Here is a 19,471-nt window from a genome sequence, read left to right as displayed (position 1 = left end):
TCGCTGCTGTTACTGCGCCGGTTGGTAGCGGAAGGTAAGCAGATAATTGCGCCCTGGCTGCGCGTACCAGCGTGCGGTTTCGTAGTGGCGGTCGAACACGTTGTTGGCGGTGAGCAGGATGGTCCAATCGGCGTTGATCGCATAACTCACGCGCAGATCGAGCAGGCCATAACCGGCCAAACGCTCGGTGTTGATCAGGTCGTCGAAACGCTTGCCAGACCCGAACAGGCTTGCGCCCACGCCCAACGCACCGAAGCTGCGATCGGCATCGATGCGACCGCTCTGACCCGCACGCCGCGGCAGCCAGTTGCCATGGTTGACCTCGCCATCGGCCTGCGGCTGCAGCCATGTCAACGCGCTGCGCACGGTCCAGCCGGCCAGCTCGGTGTCGTAACCGGCTTCCACGCCGCGGATGCGTGCCTGATCGATATTGTTCGGCTGCCCGAACGGATGCAGTGCATCCACCAGCGACGCGTCGCCGGCAATCAGATCGTCGATGCGGGTCTGGAACGCGCTCAGCGTCCAGGTGCCCCAATCGCCATTGCCGCGCAGGCCGAGCTCGGCGCTTTTGGAGGTTTCCGGCCGCAGCAAGGGGTTGCCGTAGTCTGGGTAATACAACTCGTTGAAGGTCGGTGCCTTGAACGCGGTGCCGTAGCTGGCGGTCAGGCGCAGATGCTGGGCAAAATCCCATCCCCACAACAGGCTGCCGGTGGTTTTGCCGCCGAACTGGCTGTTGTCGTTGCGGCGCAGGCTGGCCTGCAACGACTGCGTGCCGAATGTCTGCTGCCACTGCGCAAAGGCAGCACGATCGCTGCGGCTATCGGCATCGTAGGTGTCGCTGCTGGCGATCTCATCGCGCTGCCAATCGAAGCCAACCGTGAGCAGACCCGGGCCTGCATTGATATCGGCCTGCAACGCGCTCTGCTTGCGACGGGTGTCGTAGGTGGACACATATGCACCTTCATAATACGCATCGCCCAGATCGGTGCTGCTGCCGACGCTGGCGGTGAGCGTGAACGCATCGGTCGGCGCGTAACGCACCCGGCCACCGACCGCCTGCTGCACGCCCTTGGACACAGTGCCGCCGAACGCCGAACCGTCGTATTCGTTGCGGCTGCGCGCACGCAAGGCGTGCACGTCGGCATCCCACTGGCGATTGAAGCGCCAGCCGCCTTGCACGCTCAACGAATCGTTGCGATAGCCGTCGCGATCCGGATCGTAGTCGCTGGAGCTGGTGTCCAGGTACGCATTGATGCCATCGGTTTGGTCGTGCACCGCATTGGCCGAATACCAACCGCCGGTCTCGCTCAGATCGCCCTCACTGCGCCCGGCCACGCCCGCGCTGTAGCGGCGTGCGTTGTCGCTGCCGGCCGCGGCGCTGAAGGTCGGCACGAAGCTGCCGTGCGGGCGACGGGTAAAGATCTGGATCACGCCGCCCAGCGCTTCGGAACCGTAGAGACTGGAGAACGGACCGCGCACGATTTCGATGCGCTCCATCTGCTCGATCGGCAAATCCTGCAACGCCGCACCGCCGGAGGTGGCCGAGCCGATGCGCACACCGTCGATCAGCACCACCACATGATCGGACCCGGTACCGCGCAGGAACAGCGAGCTCGCCTTGCCTGGACCACCATTATTAGCCAGCGACACGCCGGCTTCGCCGCGCAGCAGATCCTGCAGCGCGTTCGCCTGGCGACGCTCGATCTGCGCGCGGTCAATCACGGTGACCGGCGCCAGCGTCTGGTCCTGGGTTTGCGCAGTACGCGAGGCGGTGACCACGACCTCATCGAGATCGATGGCAGCCTCGGCCTGCGCCCGGTTGGCAAAGCACAACGACAGGCCCACGGCCAACACGGCACGAGGCGGCAAAACTGAAGAAAAGGACATCGGCTGCTGCTCCTGGAACCGCGCCTACCCGCGCGGGGGCAATGGGGCGACAAGCAGCAACGGGCCAGACGGTCGACGCAGCAGCGCCACACGATCAAGGCCACGCCCACCGCGTGCCGGGTAAATCCCTCAGGCCGGTTTCCGGGCTCGCGAGTGGAAGGTTGCGCCTCCGATGCCGCGCCTTCCCATGCGTGCGCGCAGTGGCGTGTTGCGGCATCTGACCTCGTCCACCGTTGCGCGGGCTGCTCCGGAATTGCGTCTCGCCAAGACGATCCACGCACCGGATTCCCGTTTAAGAATGGCTAACCGGCAATCACCTCAAGGGCACGCATGGTATCAGGATTGGCCGGCGCGCCTCTTATGTCGCCAGCCTCGGCGATGGCTGGATCGCATAGGTCACCGCCGCCTGCCCTAACGCCAGCGCCAACGCGCCGATGCCGCTTTCCAGCGCGGCGACGCGTTGCGCCAGCACATCGTTGGCCGGATTCATGATGCGGCTGTAGATATTGCCCGGCACCTGGATGCGTGATGGCAGAAGACCCGAGCTAGCGGCTGTACGGTCGTATGCCAGGCACGGGGCCAGCGACGCCCGCTTCGGAAATCATAACGTTGGCAACTGGCCGCACGGATTGGTCCGGCAAGCCCCCGCGCGCCAACATCTTGACACCATCGATTTGCCGAATGCCCAGAAAGACAGAGCCGCCACCGTCGAGGTTCAATGTCGATGCGCCAGCACCCGTATGCCCTGGTCGCAATGCGTCCGCCACGCTTTGCGCCGCGAGCTCAGCGATGGTTTGCCATTGGGCCATGGTAACGCCAGCCTTCCGGTTTCCGCCCGTTGTCAATGTTTGCAGGACCACTTTAGTGGCTCCGGACAAGCGGGTAGGCAGCAGGCTGACAGCAGCGCGCTCATTGGCATTACTGGAATGCGTCAGCGCGCCTGCGAGGCGATTGAGCGGGTCATCCTTGCCGTCGATGAAGTACTGAAACCTGTCTGCGTCCTCGATCGGCCGGGACCTTCCTTCGAGCGCGAGTAAAGGTGCACCACTCAATACGGGCGCTCCATTAGCCGTGATCGTGCCGTAGTCGGACACCCAAGGTCCTGGAATCGCTATGAAATCCTGCCGTCCGGCGACCTGTCCGACCGGACAACCGATACTCTCGATGGTCTCGCCACAGTCCGTTTGCAATCCGGGCTTGTGGACAAAATAGCCGCCATTTATCACCGCAGCGCCCGGAGCAGCACTCTGGGCCAGTTCCTGGTGTGCACGTGGGGCTTTACCATCGTGCGTTCCATGGATGTCAAGCATTCCATCCGGCACCGACACCCGGGTGAAAGTCGCGGCTGGCTGCATGTGCTGCTGGATATCCGACACGAAAGTTCCCGGTGCGACAGACAATGACAGCGGATCACGGGGAGCACGGATTGTCGTGGAGACAACGCCCTGGCTTTGGCTAGCGATCCGGACCTGCCGGCGCACCTGGCGGCCGCGCGTCGCTGCCTGCAGCCTCACAGCTGCCCTTTTCAAAGACCCGGCGGCACGCCGGCTCGGCAAGCCTTCCCATGCGGCCTGTGCCGGCGGACCTGTGCGATTTGACGGATCGTCAGGAACAAGGGTCGGAAGGTACGGGATCGGAACTGCTGACAGACTGCCAACCGCTCGATGCGATCTTTTTCATTATTCCTCCCCTTCGAAAGGCCATTAGAGCTGCCAACAAAACTCGGGACCCCGGTGAGGCATCACCGCATCCTCGTCGCCCCAACCCTACCTGAAGAGTGCTTTGCCTTATCCGAGCTCCATCTCGAAACCGCCCAATCGCTCCGAACAGCAAAACAGTAGAGCGCTCAGCCGCGAGGACCGCGGCCGACCAATCGGCACTCAGGACTCGACAATCAATCTTTGCCGAACTCTAGCTGCCCGCCCTGCGCACGCACGCGCACGGTGTCGCCGCTGAGGTACTGGCCGGAGAGGATCTGCTGAGCCAGCGGGTTTTCCACCTGCGACTGGATCGCACGCTTGAGCGGGCGCGCGCCGTACACCGGGTCGAAACCGACGTTGCCCAGCAATTCCAGCGCGGCATCGTCCAGATCCAGCTTGAGGCCGCGCTCGGACAAACGTTTCTCCAGACCATGCAACTGGATGCGCGCAATCGATTTGATCTGCGCCTTGTCCAGCGGATGGAACACCACGATGTCGTCCAGCCGGTTGATGAATTCCGGGCGGAAATGACCCTGCACCACGCCCATCACCGCGGCCTTCATCTGCGTGTAGGCCTCGGCGCTACCGTCGCCACCGAGCTCCTGGATCTGGTGCGAACCCAGGTTGGAGGTCATCACGATGACGGTATTGCGGAAATCCACGGTGCGGCCCTGACCATCGGTCAGGCGACCATCGTCGAGCACCTGCAGCAGGATGTTGAAGACATCGGCATGCGCCTTTTCTACTTCGTCCAACAGGATCAACGAATACGGGCGCCGACGCACAGCCTCGGTGAGATAACCGCCCTCTTCGTAGCCCACATACCCCGGAGGCGCACCGATCAGACGCGAGACCGAATGCTTCTCCATAAACTCGCTCATGTCGATACGGATCATCGCTTCGGTGCTGTCGAACAGGAAATCCGCCAGGGCCTTGCACAACTCGGTCTTGCCTACGCCGGTCGGACCCAGGAACAGGAACGAGCCACTCGGGCGATTGGGATCGGAAAGCCCGGCGCGCGAGCGCCGCACCGCATCGGAGACCAATTTGATCGCCTCGTTCTGGCCGACAACGCGATGATGCAGCTCGTCTTCCATGCGCAACAGTTTGTCGCGCTCGCCTTCAAGCATCTTGTTGACCGGAATACCGGTCCAACGCGAAACCACTTCAGCGATTTCCTCGGCAGTGACGCGGTCCTGCACCAGCTTTAAGTCGTGATGTTCGACCTCGTTGGCCATCGTCATCTGCTTTTCCAGCTGCGGCAGCACGCCGTACTGGATCTCGCTCATCTTGGCGTAATCCTGGCGACGCTGTGCGGCCTCCAGTTCCAGCTTGGCGTGCTCGATCTGTTCCTTGATCATGGTGGTGCCCTGCAACGCGGCCTTTTCCGACTTCCACAGCTCGTTGAGGTCGTAGAACTCGCGCTCGAGCTTGCCGATGTCGTTTTCCAGATCGGCCAGGCGCTGACGCGAGGCGTCGTCCTTTTCCTTCTTCAACATCTCGCGCTGGATCTTGAGCTGGATCAGGCGGCGCTCCAGGCGGTCGAGCTCTTCCGGCTTGGAGTCGATCTCCATGCGGATGCGCGATGCTGCTTCGTCCATCAAGTCGATGGCTTTGTCCGGCAATTGGCGGTCGGTGATGTAGCGATTGGACAGCGTAGCGGCCGCGACGATTGCCGGGTCGGTGATCTCCACGCCGTGGTGCACAGCGTAGCGCTCCTTCAAGCCGCGCAGGATCGCGATGGTGTCTTCCACCGTTGGCTCGCCCACGAATACCTTCTGGAAACGCCGCTCCAATGCCGCATCTTTTTCGATGTACTTGCGGTATTCGTCCAGCGTGGTGGCGCCGATGCAATGCAGCTCGCCACGTGCCAGCGCCGGCTTGAGCATGTTGCCGGCGTCCATCGCGCCATCGGCCTTGCCTGCACCGACCATGGTGTGAAGTTCGTCGATGAACAGGATGATCTGACCTTCGTTCTTAGACAGATCGCTGAGCACCGCCTTCAAGCGTTCTTCGAACTCGCCACGGAACTTGGCACCGGCAATCAGCGCGCCCATGTCCAGCGACAGCACGCGCCTGCCGCGCAGGCCTTCGGGCACTTCACCGTTGATGATGCGCTGCGCCAGACCTTCGACGATGGCGGTCTTGCCCACGCCGGGTTCGCCGATCAGCACCGGGTTGTTTTTGGTGCGACGCTGCAAGACCTGGATGGTGCGGCGAATTTCTTCATCGCGGCCGATCACCGGATCGAGCTTGCCGCTCTCCGCACGCGCGGTCAGATCGATGGTGTATTTCTCCAGCGCCTCGCGCTGTTCTTCGGCGTTTTCCGATTGCACGGTTTCGCCGCCGCGCAACTTGTCGATAGCAGCTTCGATCTTCTTCTTGTCGCCACCGGCCGCGCGCAACGCCAAGCCCAGCGCACTGGCATCGTCGGCAGCGGCCAGAACGAACCACTCGCTGGCGATGAAGGCATCGCCATGCTGCTGGGCCAGTTTGTCGGTCTGGTTGAGCAGGCGGTTGAGATCGTTGCCGATCGACAGGTTGCCTTCCTGCCCGGAGACCTTGGGCAGCGTGTCCAGCGCCTCGCCCAGCCGCTCGCGCAGCAACGGCACGTTGACGCCGGCCTGCGACAGCAATGGGCGCGTGCTGCCGCCGCTCTGGTCGAGCAACGCGGCGAGCACGTGCACCGGTTCGATAATGTTGTGATCGCGACCCACAGCCAGCGACTGCGCGTCGGCCAGTGCCTGCTGAAACCGCGAGGTGAGCTTGTCCATCCGCATGGGAAATCCTCTGAACTGGTGGCCGGCAGATCCGGCGATACCGTGCAGATGCGGCTGCTGTGCAGGGTTTCAAGGTGTGGCGAATGCGGGACGTGCTAGCGCAGGGCGATGAGACCGGCTCACGCTGCTCGTGTGGGGCTGTGCGGTGCGCGTGTCGCGCGTTGCCACGGGCCCCGACGCAAACCCACGCGCGCAGCGCGCTAGACGAGACGCCGCAGCGACGAGCCGGCACGCGCAGCAATATCCCGATTCCATCAACATCCCCGGCGCGCTGACGCTGCTACCTGTGCCGTCCCCAGCAGGCGCGACAGCAGCTGCGCCTGGATCGCTGGCAGCGCCAGCGCCCCCGGTGTGCGTGGATGCGGCACTGACACCACCACGTCCAAACCGATCTGGCCGCGTTCAACCAACCCGAGGCGTTCGGCCAGTGCGCTCGCCTGTTCCCAAGGACAGCTTCACATCCACCGTCTTGGTGATCGCCGCGAAATCGATATGACGCGATAGCAATGCCAGTGGATCGCCCATCTGCTGGCGCTTGGACGCGCGTTCGTGTCCGGCAAGCAAGCTGTTCATCGCAGGGCCACCGCTGTCTTCTCGGACCCTATGACGCCAAAACAGGCAGGTTTTTATAGGTGTTTTTAGAAGTCGGTGGTCGCCACGTCAGCGGCGACGGCCGACGTCCCCCCGGACTCTGAACCCAACCGCTACTCAGGGCGGGGGGACGTCGCACCGGCAGCAACGCCTTGAACAGCCCGTCCCACGTGCCCTCGTTGGAGGACGCGATCCCGTGCGCGCGCAGCGCGTCCATGCCTGGTTGCGTGAGCGCATTGCCGCCGGATTGTTCCTGCTCGATCTCCTCCATCCGCGCACGGCTGGCCTGGGCGTATTGGTCCGACAGCACCGCCGCATTGCGCTGCAGCAGCGTGTCGATCTCCTCGATGTGCTCCATCGCGTTGAATTCCAGCGCCCGCTCGTCCTTGTAGCGCGCCATCGCCCCGACCACGTCGTGCCGGTAGCCGTTGAGTTCGTGCACCACCCCCACTGCATCCCATAGGCCTAGCAGCATCGGCGTGTAGGTCTGTCGCCGCTCACCGGCTTGCCCGTTGTGGCTTGACGCGCACATCTGCGCATAGCGTTGCTGCAAAGCCGCTTCGGCGCAAGCGCCGCCAGTGGCATGGGTCCGCAGCGACCATGGGTAGCGTGTCGCGCTGCTCTGTAGCACCTCTGCCTTGCAACTGCCGTCCGGGTTGCTGATCGCTTTGGGCGTTTGCACATGCGGCAGTTGCGTCGGCTCACCGAGCCCCCCTTCGAACCCGCGATACTCCATCACGGCCTTCAAGCCCTCCACGCTCGACAGCGACACCGTATCGCCCTTTGACTGCGGCGCGTCGATCCACTGCCTGGGCGTGATCGGCTGCATGTGCTCGGCGCTGGGGCTGATGTCAGTTAATAGCGGAAGTAGCTGTCGCCCATTGCAGGCGGGTCGGTTGGCTTTTTCTTGGCCTTGGTCGTCTTGCGAAGATTGATGTTCTTGACATCCTTCCAGCCCAACACGGTGAAGATCGGCTCTGCCATCAAGATAAACGGCGTAAAGCGGCGACCCATACGGTAGCCGATCCATAAAAACATAGAAACAAACATCAAAAATGCTAAAAGATAGAAGGAGAGAGAGGAATTGGCATTAGAAAAGCTCGCTAAACGCCCCCCCAAAATTGCAGCAGAGATCATAAATAATGCAAACGCGGCTCCAGCAAAAAAAGAAAATTTAAAAACGTTCTTCCAGTGCGCACGCACGCCTGCCGAGACATGCGGATACAGCACAATGATCTTTTCCTTAGGATCTAATACCGCAAATCCGGTATATCCGCCATCCGGCGCTGGCTCCACCACTGCCTGTACCTCGTCTCCATCCTTGAATGGCCAGTTCCACAGCAGCGCTTCCACGTGCTTTCCATCCAAATCAAAACTAACTTGCGATACCGGCTCGCTCATCTCCTCCATTGACATGGTCACCATTCCTGCGGCGGCACCGCTCAAGCCAAGCGCTGCTGCTGCTACACCTGTAGCCGCCATACCCTCACGGTCACCTGCGCGGAAGAATACTTCTGCTGTAGTGTTCTTTAGCCTTACATTTCTCAGCGTGCCGCCAATGACTTGGGTGTGCGCATTCGGATCTTGTGTCATGATTTCTCTTTAATATGTGGTGGCACGAATCAAACATGGCGCACTGTGACTTGCCCAATCGCCTTCAGGAAGGCCTCGTCTTGATCTTTTGCTGTTTTATATTGAGGCCCACTCGCACCAAAGCCAAACCAACCGCCCTCACTGATCTTCCCAAATCGGTTGCTTTCGCACCATTTTTCGAGCGCATTTGGCTCAATTGTATAGACCAGCACATCGATTGCCAGTAAGACGACCGTCACTTCCCATCCACCAAGCCGCAGCATCCAGCCCGCCATACGCTTCATCGAGGCTTTCGCCAGCACCTGCTCGCCCTCTTTAGCTGCTGCAGCTTGTAGACCAGCTCTTAGTCCATCTAGCCAAATCACCACGCCTTTGCGGCCGATCGCTTTCTCTAATACCGGAGCGGAATAAGCTAATGCAGTGAGAAATTGGGTGCCACCAATTAAAAATCCAGTGCCGGATTTACCTAAGTAAGCCAAGGCAAGACCCGAATTTCCGGAATTTTTTGACTTCAAATATTCACCAAAATCATAATAAACCCCAACATACGTACCGAACCCACCCAGCCACCCACCGATTGCCTTCATCTTGCCCACGCTGCGGCTGGCCTCGCCGAAGAACTCCTTGCTCAACTTCTCGGCCATGCTGCTGTACACCGACACCAGCGAGGCGCCCGAGGCCACCAGGCTGCCGTAGTCGCGCGCCTGCTTGTCCGACTTGGCCAGCAGGTTGATGAAATTCACCAGTTCCAGCACACCGGTCAGCGCTCCCAGCCGTACCGCGTTGCGGCTGCTCTCGGCGGCGCGCGCCCAGCGCTCGCGCATCAGCGCGGCGCCCTTGTGCCGCTCCACGTCGCGCAGGGCGTACAGCATCGGCGTGCCGCTGCTCGGTGGCTGGCTGCGGTAGTACGCCACCCGCTCCGCAAAGTACAGCTTGACGCTCACCCCGGTGCTGGCCTCCTGGCTGATCAGCTCGGAGACCTCGGCCTCATCCAAGAGCGCGCGCGTCATCAATACGAAGCGCACCAGCGCATTGCCCACCTTGTCCTGCACGCCGTTGAGCGGGAAGCGATCGAGCAGGAACGCACCGGCCGTGGTCACGAACCGGTCCACCCCGCTTTCGCGCAAGATCCGGTCCGTGGCCGTCAGGGGCGCGGCCTGCTTTTGCGCTGCCTCGAAGCCCTTGTAGACGCTCAAGAACTTCTTCAGCGTCTTGCTCGTCGTGACAAACACACTCCAACCGGCGCCGGCCGCCGACAGCACCATGTTCTTTTGCTGATCCGCCTGGGTCAGCGCCTGTTCCAGTTCCTGCCGTACCTCGGTCTGGTTTTGCGCCACCACTCGCCACAGCAGGCAGCTGCGGCTTGTCACATCCAGATTGCCAGCCAGGTCCTGCAGTAGTCGCCGACCGTCCGGGTCCATCCCCAGCCCTTCGATGGCGGTGGTCACCACCTCCTCGAAGCGGACCCCGCAGACCGGTGAGGTGCCGTCGTAGTCCTCCAATGTGGCCAAAAACAGCGCATTGGACAGCCACTTGCCCAGCACCTGCGTGCGCTGCGTCAGCAACTCCAACGCCGCCTGACCGAACCGCTGCGCGTTGGCCTTGAACGCCGCGTACGCGGCCTCGTCGATCCGTGGCCGATACGTCTTTTCCCAGGTCTCCCGCGCCTGCCGCTGGTACACCGGCAGCAGCGCCTTGGACAGCCCGTCCCACGTGCCCTCGTTGGAGGACGCGATCCCGTGCGCGCGCAGCGCGTCCATGCCTGGTTGCTTGAGCGCATTGCCGCCGGATTGTTCCTGCTCGATCTCCTCCATCCGCGCACGGCTGGCCTGGGCGTACTGGTCCGACAGCACCGCCGCATTGCGCTGCAGCAGCGTGTCGATTTCCTCAATGTGCTCCATTGCGTTGAATTCCAGCGCACGCTCTTCCTTGTAGCGCGCCATCGCCCCGACCACGTCGTGCCGGTAGCCGTTGAGTTCGTGCACCACGCCTACTGCGTCCCACAGGCCCAGCAGCATCGGCGTGTAGGTCTGCCGCTGATCGCCCTGTTTGCCGTTGTGGCTGGCCGCGCACATGAGCGCATAGCGTTGCTGCAGGGCGGCCGCCTCCGACGCGCCGCCGGCCGCATGCGTGCGCAGCGACCACGGGTAGCGGGTGGCGTTGGCCCGCAGCACATCGGCCGTGTAGCTGCCGTCCTTGCCGCTGATCGCCCTGGGCTGACGCAGGTACGGCAGCTGCGCCGGCTCGCTGACCTCTCCGGCGAACCCACGATATTCCAGCACCGCCTTCAAGTCGTCGGCGCTGGACAGCGGCACCGTATCGCCCTTGGCCTGCGGCGCGCCGATCCATTGCTTGGGGGTGATGGGCTGCATACGCTCGGCGCGCAAGGTGGCGTCGGCCGCGTAGCGCTTGAGGGTCGCAGGCGTCAACAGATGCTCGGAAAACATCACCCACACCGTGCCGCACATATGCGGGTAGCGCAGGGTGATGAACTCCATGCGCTCGGCGTTGTGCACCGGGCGCGAGCAGGACGGCACGCCACCGGCAATGCGCCGCGCTGCGTATCCGGAAACCTGCCGCCACAGCGTGCCGTTCTCGGCCACCGCATAGGCTTCCCATTGCCTGGCACCATATGGGCCGGACTGTTCGTAGTACAGATAGAGCATGCCCTGGCGCAAGGTGCGCACGGCGTAGTCGTAGCCGGCGGGCGAGACGTCTTCCTTGCTGCCACGCCCCTTGGGGAACGGCCCCAGTCCGGCCCCCGGACAGGACGCCGGCACCACGGTGTAGCGCACCGGCAGAATGGCCAGGCCGCTGCTGTTGCAGACCTCGCACGGCGTCGAAGTGTCGTTCTGTGTCATGGTCAGATGCGTTCCTGAGTCGACGGGGCGTGCAGGCCGCCCGCTTCCATTCCGATCCGATGCCAGTGGGCATCGTCCATCTCATGCGCCAGTTCGGCGTAGTCCCGGCCGGCGCTGAGCTGGTCCAACAGGGTCTGCACCTGCCGGTGCCTGTAAAAGGCTGGGCCAAGATGCAGCGCCTGCCACGCGAACAGATCCAGGCCCGGACCAGGCCGCACGCCCTGGCGGCAGCCGTGTTGCACGGCGGCGGCGGCGGCCGAAAACTGCGCCGGGGCGATGTCCATCCCCTCGCAGCGGGCACGTGCCCAGGCCTGGTTCAGCGCCCCGATGCCGTCTAGACGCTCCCACGCCGTTGCGGGGAGCGCAGCCCCTGGCACGCAGGAATCGGGCGGGCGCACGACCTGCAGCGTCTGCCAGCGATCGATGTAGGCCAGGCAGGCGATATCGCGCAAGAAATAGGCCAGCTGTTCCGGCGCGCAGGTCTGCCAGAACAGATCGGCCACCAGCGGGTCGTAGTAGCGCAGCCAACGCGCCTTGTGCGAGGGCGGGTGGCGCGCAATCGCGGTGGTCGCCAGATGGCGCGCGAGTTCGCTGATCGGGGCATCGGAGAAGATCCACGCGCAAGTGCGTTGGATCTGCCCGTGCTCCATCGCCTGCGGCGCGGTATCGGCGATCGCCATGTCCACTGCCAGCGCGGATAGCGCCGAGTGCGTGCCCTGGTCGAGATCCAACGCGATCAGCACCGGCCAGAACGGCGCCGGCAGCTTGTGGATCTTGACCGGCATCGGCGCAAGGCCAACCTCGGCCAGCATCTGCTGGAAGCGATCGCCGTCCGCGTCGGCCGCATCGCTCGTCTGCATCAGCAGGTAACGACGCGCACCGCCCGATTGCCTGGCCAGTGCGTAGAGGCGTTCGTTCACTTCCATGAGAGGTCTCACCCTACGTCTGCGGCGGCTTCGGAGCGAAGCTGCGCATTGACCAATGTCGGATCGCAGCCCTTGAACTGCGTCTGCGGGATGGACACCGACGCGCTGCTGCCCTGCGGCCCCGTCAACACCCGGTTGCCGCCCTTGAACTCGATCGTCCCCGGCGCGCCCAGTTCGATGTCGTCGCCTTCCAGCTTGATGTAGGCGCCGGCCGCCGTGGCCAGCAGGTGCTTGGTCGGGGCGGCGATCTGGAGGTCGGCGGTGGTGCTGACGATGCGGACCTGGGTCTTGGCGGCGAGCTTGGCCAGGTTCTTGTGCGCGCGGGCGCTGAGCGTGCCTTGCGCGGCGTGCAGGGCGATGCCGCGCTCCTGGTTGGGGCTGCCGGCGACCGGGGCGCTGCCCTGAGTGTATAGCACCAGCCCGCCGGCCACCGCCAGCACCAGCTGCGCCTGGCTGGCCCAGTTCAAGGCGGTGCCGGCCAGCAGCGTGGTCTGCGTGCCCGACACCCACACCTGGTCGGCCGGGGTCAGGCTCATCACGCCCGCGCTGCCGCTGCCCAGCAGCGCCGGGCGGCTCCAGCCCGGCGCCTGGCCGTCGGCGCTTCCACCCTGCGTCGCCTTCAGGCTGGCCTGCAGGGTCTTGAGCCCGTCCTGGGCGGGGAGGCGGTCCGGGTCATTGGGCAGCTGCGCCTGCTGCTGCCGGGCCGCGTCGGCCAGCGCCTGCAGCAGCTGCTCGCCCTGTTCCAGCTGCGACAGCGCCTGGCTGGCCGCCAGCTGCTGCTGGCCCGGCTCGCTGCTCAGCAGCAGGCCCTGGCCGGCGCGCACCGCGCCGTAGGCCTGGGTGGACAGTTCCACCCCGTAGCCGCGCTCGCCTTCGCGCAGGTTGTCGCTGCCGCCCTTCAGGTGGCCCAGGGTCAAGGTGCTGGCGTGCTGGGTGGTCGACAGCTGCGCGCGGCCCTGGCCGGGGGTGTCGTCCAGACGCAGCTGCTGGTAACCGCCGGTGCCGTCCTGGCTTTGCGCCAGCGCCTGGCTCTTGAACCCGGTGAACACCGCGCCGTGCGCGTTGCCCTGGAACCACGCCGGCGCATTGCCGGTGGCCCCGGCCCCACCGCCACCGACCTGGTTGTGCGCCGCATCGGCCTGGCCGCGCCCGTTGTAGACGCTGCCGATCACCACCGGCCGGTCGATGTCCCCTTCCAGGAACCCCACCAGCACTTCCTGGCCCTTGCGCGGCAGCACCACCCCGCCCCAGTTGTCGCCGGCCCATGGCGTCATCACCCGCACCCAGGTCCAGGCCGACGCGCGGCCCGGCGCGTTGTCCTCGCCCCCCGGATGCGCCAGCGCGCTGCTGGCGTCGGCACCGCGCTGGAACGGGAACTGCACCTTGATCCGGTGGTCGCGGTCGGACTGCACCGGGTCGCCGTCGCTGACCACGATCGCGCTCAGCGTGCCGGCCACCGTCGGCTTGGGATGCAGGCGCACGCCATGGCCGTCCTCGGTCTGCGGCCGGTACGTCGCCGTGGCCGGCAACGCGGTGAACTGGTTGCGATAGAACGCCACCTCAGCGGCGTCCTGCGCCGGCGCATACCCGCCGCCCAGGCCCGCCAACGCCGGCGGCAGCGGCGCGCCGGCCACCGCCACCGCGCCCAGCGACTGCTCCAGCGCATCGAATACGTCCGCGCCCAGGTTGTTGCGCGCCTGGTGCCGCACCTGCAGGCACAGGAACCGCGCATCGGCAGCCACGCTCGCATGCTGGCGCAGCCCGAAACGCGTGCCCGGCGCCAGTTGGCGCCAGCTGCCCTGGCCCTGGATGGTCTGCGCCGCCACCTGCTGCGCATCGAGCTGCTGCTGCGCGCGGCGCTGGCCGCGCGTGCTGTCCTGCCAGCCATAGGGGCCGGCGGTGTCCACGTCCTCGGCGCCGATGTCGCCCAGCGGCGTGGCGTCGGCGCCGGCCGGGCGCAGGCTGCGGCTGCGGTAGTCCCAGCTGGCCCGCGACAGCGTGGTCGGGCGCCAGCGACACGACCGCACCCACTGCTGCACGCTGTCCTGCTGCTCGGTCACGTCGGTGCGGTGATAGCGCACCGTGCCCAGCTCGGCGAAGGCGTGGTTGTGGTCCGACAGCACCAGGGTGTGGCTGCCCAGGCGCTCGCTGCCGGCATCGCCGGCATGCGCGAACCAGACATAGATCCCTTCCTCGGCCAGCAGCCGCTGCACGAAGGCCAGGTCGGTCTCTTCATACTGCGTGGTCAGGCTGCGCCTGGCGTACACGCGGCGGTCGGCCAGCTCCCAGCGCCAGGCCGGCGCCAGCGCGCCCTGCTCGGCGTAGTCGGCGAACACGCTCTCGACAATCTCCACCACGCTCAGGTCCTGGAACACGTAGCTGTCCACACGCTGGCCCAGCAGCGCCAGCCACGGCTCGATCGTCAGCCGGTAACGCGCCAGCCCGCCGTTGCTGCCGAGGCGCTCGAACGCGGTGACGTGGCCGTGGAACGGGCGCAGCGCGGTGCGCGACTCGGCGGTGAGCAGTTCCAGCAGGACCGGCTGGCCAAGCAGGTCGTCCAGGGGCAGGCCGGCGTTGGCCGATAGCGCCACTGGTTGTTCTGCGATTTGCTCATCGAGCGTTTTCCGGCGGATCACGACTCATCAATAGCGAAAGAAAGTATCGCCGAGAGCGGGTGGATCGGTAGGCTTACGTTTCTCTTTTGTGATTTTTCGCAAATCGATATGCTCCACCCGATTCCACCCAAGTGCAGTGAAAATTCGCTCGGCCATACTAACAAATACTCCGAACCTCCTTCCCATCCGGAATCCAATCACAAGAGAAATCAAGAAAAAGATTAGGCAACCTAGCACAAGATACAAAACTGACTTGATCAAAAACTCCCCCCTCGCGCCGCCCGCAAAGAAGAATAAAAATGCTCCCACAAGAAATCCGAAAATAAAGGCGCCGCCACCACCAATAATCGACCACTTTAGTACATTCCAACGATGCGCCTTTCGACCAGCAGAAACATGAGGGTAAAAAACTCCGGTACCTTCTTCGGGTGAAATGACGGCAAATCCAATATTCGCCCCACTCTCTGTAACACCGTCTACAACCACATCGACTTGTGTACCCTCATAATATGGAAAATTCCAAAGCAACGCCTCCACGGGCTGATCGTCCACAGTGAACGTGGCTTTCACTACCGGCTCACGTATTTCCTCCATCGACATGGCCACCATACCGGCAGCTTGCCCGCTGAGTCCCAATGCCGCCGCCATTACGCCTGCAGATGCCATGCCAGCCTGATCCGACTGACTGATGAAGGTCTCAATCGTTGTGTCTTCCAATACCAAATTGCGCAGCTTCCCACGCAAAACACGGGCTTCAGCATTAGTTGAAAGACTATTCACCTCTAGTAGCTCAATAACGGAAGAACGTGTCGCCGAGGGCAGGCGGGTCGGTTGGCTTGCGCTTCTGTTTGGTAACCTTGCGAAGGTCAATTCGCTGTACGTCCTTCCATCCAAGCGCCGAAAAAATTCGCTCGGCCATATTTACAAATATATTAAATTTCGCTCCGATTCTATACCCTATGATTAAAGAAGCAAGGAAAAATAGGGTGCCCCCCATAAATGTGACCGACAGCAGCTGCAAGAAAAATTCGCCTCTAGCTCCGCCAGCAAAGAAGAAAAGCAAGAGTCCTACGCAGGCTCCAAGAAGCGTTACACCACCGCCCCCTATTACCGACCATTTCAATACGTTAAATCGATGGGCGGCTCGTCCAGCAGACACATGCGGATAGAAAACTCCCGTACCTTCCTCTGGGGCTAGGACCGCGAACCCCATGTGAGCTCCGCTATCAGTCACCCCGTCCACTACTACTTGCACGTTAGTTCCTTCCGAATAAGGAAAGTTCCACAACAAAGCCTCGACGTGCTGGTCGTCTAAATCGAAACTTGCCTTCACTACCGGCTCACGCACCTCCTCCATCGACATCGCCACCATTCCAGCTGCCTGCCCGCTGAGGCCCAAGGCGGCCGCCATGACACCTGCAGATGCCATACGTTCCTGATCTGAGTGGCTAATAAAAGTCTCGATCGTGGCATCTTCTAATACAAGGTTACTTATCGTTCCGCGCAACACTTTCGCCGTGCTGAATTGATCATTCATGCCACACCCACCCCTATTTCTCCGAGCGATTGCTGAAAAGCGTCCTCCTGTTCTTTCTTGGTTTTGTACTGCGGCTCGCTAGCGCCGAACCCCAAGAAAGATCCCTCTTGCACTCTTCCAAAACAGTTTGCTTCGCACCACTTTTCCAGAGCGTTCGGCGTAAGAGCCCACACAAGTACTTCAATGGCAGAGAGCACTAAGGTTACTTCCAAAGCACCCAGGCGCAAGATCAAAAGTCCAAGCCGCCTCATTCCCTGGGTAGCTAAGACACGCTCACTATGACCAAGTACCTCGCCAACTGCTTTTTTTGATACCTCTTGTGCTGCAACTCGAATACCAGCTTGGATCCCCTCCAGTGCTGTAACTACACGCCCTCGTCCTAACACACGCTGCACGACTGGAGCGGAATATGCCAGCGCAGTGACAAATTGCGCTCCGCCCGTAAACACACCGGCGATTCCTTTGAATAGTCCAAGTGTCGCCAAAGCAAGGTTTCCTTTTTTTGAATTAACAGCTACATCAGAGAAGTCGTAATAAACTCCAATGTATGTACCAAAGCCACCGAGCCATCCTCCAAGGGCTTTTGTTTTCGCCACCGTACGACTTATGTCTCCATAGAAATCTTCACCAACCACGGAGGCAACACTCACGTAAGTCGATGCCAGCGACGCGCCGGACGCGATTAGGCTTCCATAGTCCTTTGCCTGCTTGTCCTGTTTCGCCATCAGGTTGATGAAATTGATCAACTCCAAGAAGCCAGTCAAACCGGCCATGCGCACGGCATTGCTGCTTTTCTCCGCTGCGTTTTGCCAACGCGCTACCAGCATCTGGCGGCCCTTGTGGGTCTCGATGTCCGCCAACGCCAGCGTCATCGCCGAGTTCTGCTGCCTTGGCTGGCTTTGGTAATACGCGACCCGCTCGGCGAAATACCGCCTAACCTCCGGTGCCTGACTCGCTTCCAACTGGATCAGATTGCTGGCTTCTGCCGGGTCCATCAACGCGCGCACTTTCAGCACATAACGTGCCAGGGCATTGCCGATGGTGTCTTGCACGCCCTTGAGCGGAAACCGGTTGAGCAAAAAGGCGCCGGTGCTGACCATAAAGCGATCTACGCCGGATTCCTGGAACTTTCTGTTGATCGCCGAAGTGGGAACGACTTCCTTTGCCACCTTCTCCATTTGCTTGTAATAGCCCAGGAACTTCTTGAGCTTCGAGGCAACCTGGGTGAAGGTCGTCCACGCCGCTCCGGCGCCAGCCAATACAGCGTTGAGCTGGGTTTCCGCCTCGCTGAGCACATCTTTTAGCTCCTCGCGTGCATCGGTCTGGTTCAGCGCCACGGTGCGCCATAGCAGACACCCGCGGCTGGTCACGTCCAGATTGCGTGCGAATTCGACCAGAACGATGCGTCCCTGGGCATCCATCGCCAGCCCCTCAACTGCATCGGTGATCACGTTCTCGAACGCGATGCCGCAGGAGAGCGACTTGCCGTCGTAGTCTTCCAAGGTGGCCTGGAGAAGCGGGGAGTTCAACCAGTCCTTCAACGCGAGCGACCTCTTTTCCAGAAGCTGCACGGCGGCGGTAGCGAATTGCTGGGAGGCGGCCTTGAAGGCGTTCAACCGGTCCCAGTCGATTTTCGGCTTGTATTTCTCATTCCATTGCTTTGTCGCATCACGCTGATAGGCACCCAACATCGCACGGGGCAGGCCATTCCATAGCGCGTCGCTGTCTAAACTCCGCAGGACCTCTACGCCCGGATGGTTGCTACCGGCGTTTTCCTCCAGGATCTCGTTCAGCCGATCGCGCCCAGCCTGCGCGTAACGTGCCGAAAGTACGCCCGCGTTGTGCTGCAGCAATACATCGATTTCTTCGATGTGCTCAAGCGCATTGAATTCAAAGGCCCGCTCCTGATTATAACGGGCCATATGGCCAAGCACGTCGTTTCGATAGCCGTTGAGTTCGTGCACGATGCCCACGGCGTCCCATAGGGCCAACAGCATCGGCGTGTACTGCTTCCTGTTCTGTTTCGAGCCGCCACTGTGACTGGCCCCAAGCAGATGATCGTAGGCATCCTGCAATGCCATGTCTGGCGTGGCGTCGCCCTGTTGTTGCACATTGCGCAGCGACCATGGATAGCGGGTCGCATTGCTGGACAGAACCGCGGCGGAATAGCCGTAGTTGCTACCGTTCTTGGTGCTGATCGGCCTGGGTTTCGCATGATGCGGAAGCTCCGATGGCTCGCTCATGTTCAACGCAAAGGACCGATATTCCATGACGGACTTCAGCGTCTGCGGGCCGCTGACCGGTGCGGTGTCGCCCGAAGCAGCAGGGCTGGCGACCCACTTCTTTGGTTCGATGCGCTGCATCCGCTCGCCACGCAGGCTGGTGTCGCTGGCGTAGCGGTCCAACGTGTCGGGTGTCAAGCGATGCTGGGAGAAGGCGATCCAGACATTCCCACACAGTTCCGGCCTCTGGATAACGATGAATTCCATCCGGCGCGCCTGGTGGGATTCGCGCTTGCAGGCAGGCAGCCCACCGCCGACGATCGGCTGCGCTGCGTCCGCCGAGGGTTGGCGCCAGAGCGTTCCGTTCTCCGCAACCGCATAGCACTCCCAGAAATCGGGACCATACGGGCCGCTCTGCTCGTAGTAGACATACACCATGCCTTGCCGGAGGGTGCGCAAGGCATAGTCGTAGCCTGCGCCGGACACGTTCACCGAGCAGCCACGCCCCTTTTCCAGAGGGCTTATGCCTGCGCCTGGACACGACGCCGGCACAACGGCATGCCGTACAGGAACGATAGCCAGGCCGGTACTCCTACAGACATCGCAGGGAACATCGTTTCCCGCTTCGGGCCTGACCGTCATCGATGGCAGTTCAGTGACCGGCGCTCCTCTCGCGTCGCGCGTATTGACCCCCACTTGTGCGTCTCCTGGTCCGCCGGGCGTTCCAAGCGACGAAGAGGTGTAATCGTTACCGCTCAT

Annotated in this window: 12 protein-coding genes, 1 pseudogene and 1 riboswitch; all 13 genes and pseudogenes read right to left on the bottom strand. The window is 62.5% G+C overall.

The window, feature by feature from the left end:
- Positions 1-9: 9 nt before the first annotated feature.
- On the bottom strand, positions 10-1,887 hold the full coding sequence (gene btuB, locus PD885_RS04405) for a TonB-dependent vitamin B12 receptor (protein WP_002807761.1): 1,878 nt from the start codon (positions 1,885-1,887) through the stop codon (positions 10-12).
- 115 nt (positions 1,888-2,002) lie between these two features.
- Positions 2,003-2,223, bottom strand: a riboswitch (cobalamin riboswitch).
- A gap of 26 nt (positions 2,224-2,249) precedes the next feature.
- A pseudogene (locus tag PD885_RS20465) lies at positions 2,250-2,398 on the bottom strand (PLP-dependent transferase); the annotation flags it as partial.
- Between the two features lie 34 nt (positions 2,399-2,432).
- Complete coding sequence (locus tag PD885_RS04400) at positions 2,433-3,263, bottom strand: hypothetical protein (RefSeq protein WP_040762592.1); 831 nt, start codon at positions 3,261-3,263, stop codon at positions 2,433-2,435.
- Between the two features lie 518 nt (positions 3,264-3,781).
- Positions 3,782-6,367, bottom strand: coding sequence for an ATP-dependent chaperone ClpB (clpB, locus tag PD885_RS04395; protein ID WP_088056670.1), 2,586 nt, complete (start codon positions 6,365-6,367; stop codon positions 3,782-3,784).
- 402 nt (positions 6,368-6,769) lie between these two features.
- Positions 6,770-6,940, bottom strand: coding sequence for a hypothetical protein (locus PD885_RS20460; RefSeq protein WP_002807757.1), 171 nt, complete (start codon positions 6,938-6,940; stop codon positions 6,770-6,772).
- Between the two features lie 28 nt (positions 6,941-6,968).
- Entirely contained in the window at positions 6,969-7,787 is an 819-nt protein-coding gene (locus PD885_RS04390; protein ID WP_002807754.1) for a hypothetical protein, read from the bottom strand.
- Positions 7,788-7,813: 26 nt separating this feature from the next.
- Entirely contained in the window at positions 7,814-8,551 is a 738-nt protein-coding gene (locus tag PD885_RS04385) for a putative type VI secretion system effector (protein WP_040762591.1), read from the bottom strand.
- A 29-nt stretch (positions 8,552-8,580) separates the two neighbouring features.
- Complete coding sequence (locus tag PD885_RS04380; protein ID WP_040762590.1) at positions 8,581-11,412, bottom strand: T6SS effector BTH_I2691 family protein; 2,832 nt, start codon at positions 11,410-11,412, stop codon at positions 8,581-8,583.
- Between the two features lie 2 nt (positions 11,413-11,414).
- On the bottom strand, positions 11,415-12,338 hold the full coding sequence (locus PD885_RS04375; protein ID WP_002807748.1) for a DUF4123 domain-containing protein: 924 nt from the start codon (positions 12,336-12,338) through the stop codon (positions 11,415-11,417).
- Between the two features lie 8 nt (positions 12,339-12,346).
- On the bottom strand, positions 12,347-14,974 hold the full coding sequence (locus PD885_RS04370; RefSeq protein WP_231895768.1) for a type VI secretion system Vgr family protein: 2,628 nt from the start codon (positions 14,972-14,974) through the stop codon (positions 12,347-12,349).
- Between the two features lie 6 nt (positions 14,975-14,980).
- On the bottom strand, positions 14,981-15,733 hold the full coding sequence (locus PD885_RS04365) for a putative type VI secretion system effector (protein ID WP_040762589.1): 753 nt from the start codon (positions 15,731-15,733) through the stop codon (positions 14,981-14,983).
- Positions 15,734-15,743: 10 nt separating this feature from the next.
- On the bottom strand, positions 15,744-16,490 hold the full coding sequence (locus PD885_RS04360; RefSeq protein ID WP_002807738.1) for a putative type VI secretion system effector: 747 nt from the start codon (positions 16,488-16,490) through the stop codon (positions 15,744-15,746).
- The gene (locus PD885_RS04355) at positions 16,487-19,471 is read right to left on the bottom strand and encodes a T6SS effector BTH_I2691 family protein (RefSeq protein WP_082244253.1); all 2,985 of its coding nucleotides are present in this window, start codon (positions 19,469-19,471) and stop codon (positions 16,487-16,489) included. Before PD885_RS04355 ends, PD885_RS04360 begins: the two co-directional genes overlap by 4 nt.

This window comes from Xanthomonas fragariae, from assembly GCF_900183975.1.
Taxonomy (GTDB): domain Bacteria; phylum Pseudomonadota; class Gammaproteobacteria; order Xanthomonadales; family Xanthomonadaceae; genus Xanthomonas; species Xanthomonas fragariae.
The sequence above is the reverse complement of the archived record's forward strand: the minus strand, read 5'-3'. Positions and strand labels throughout refer to the sequence as shown.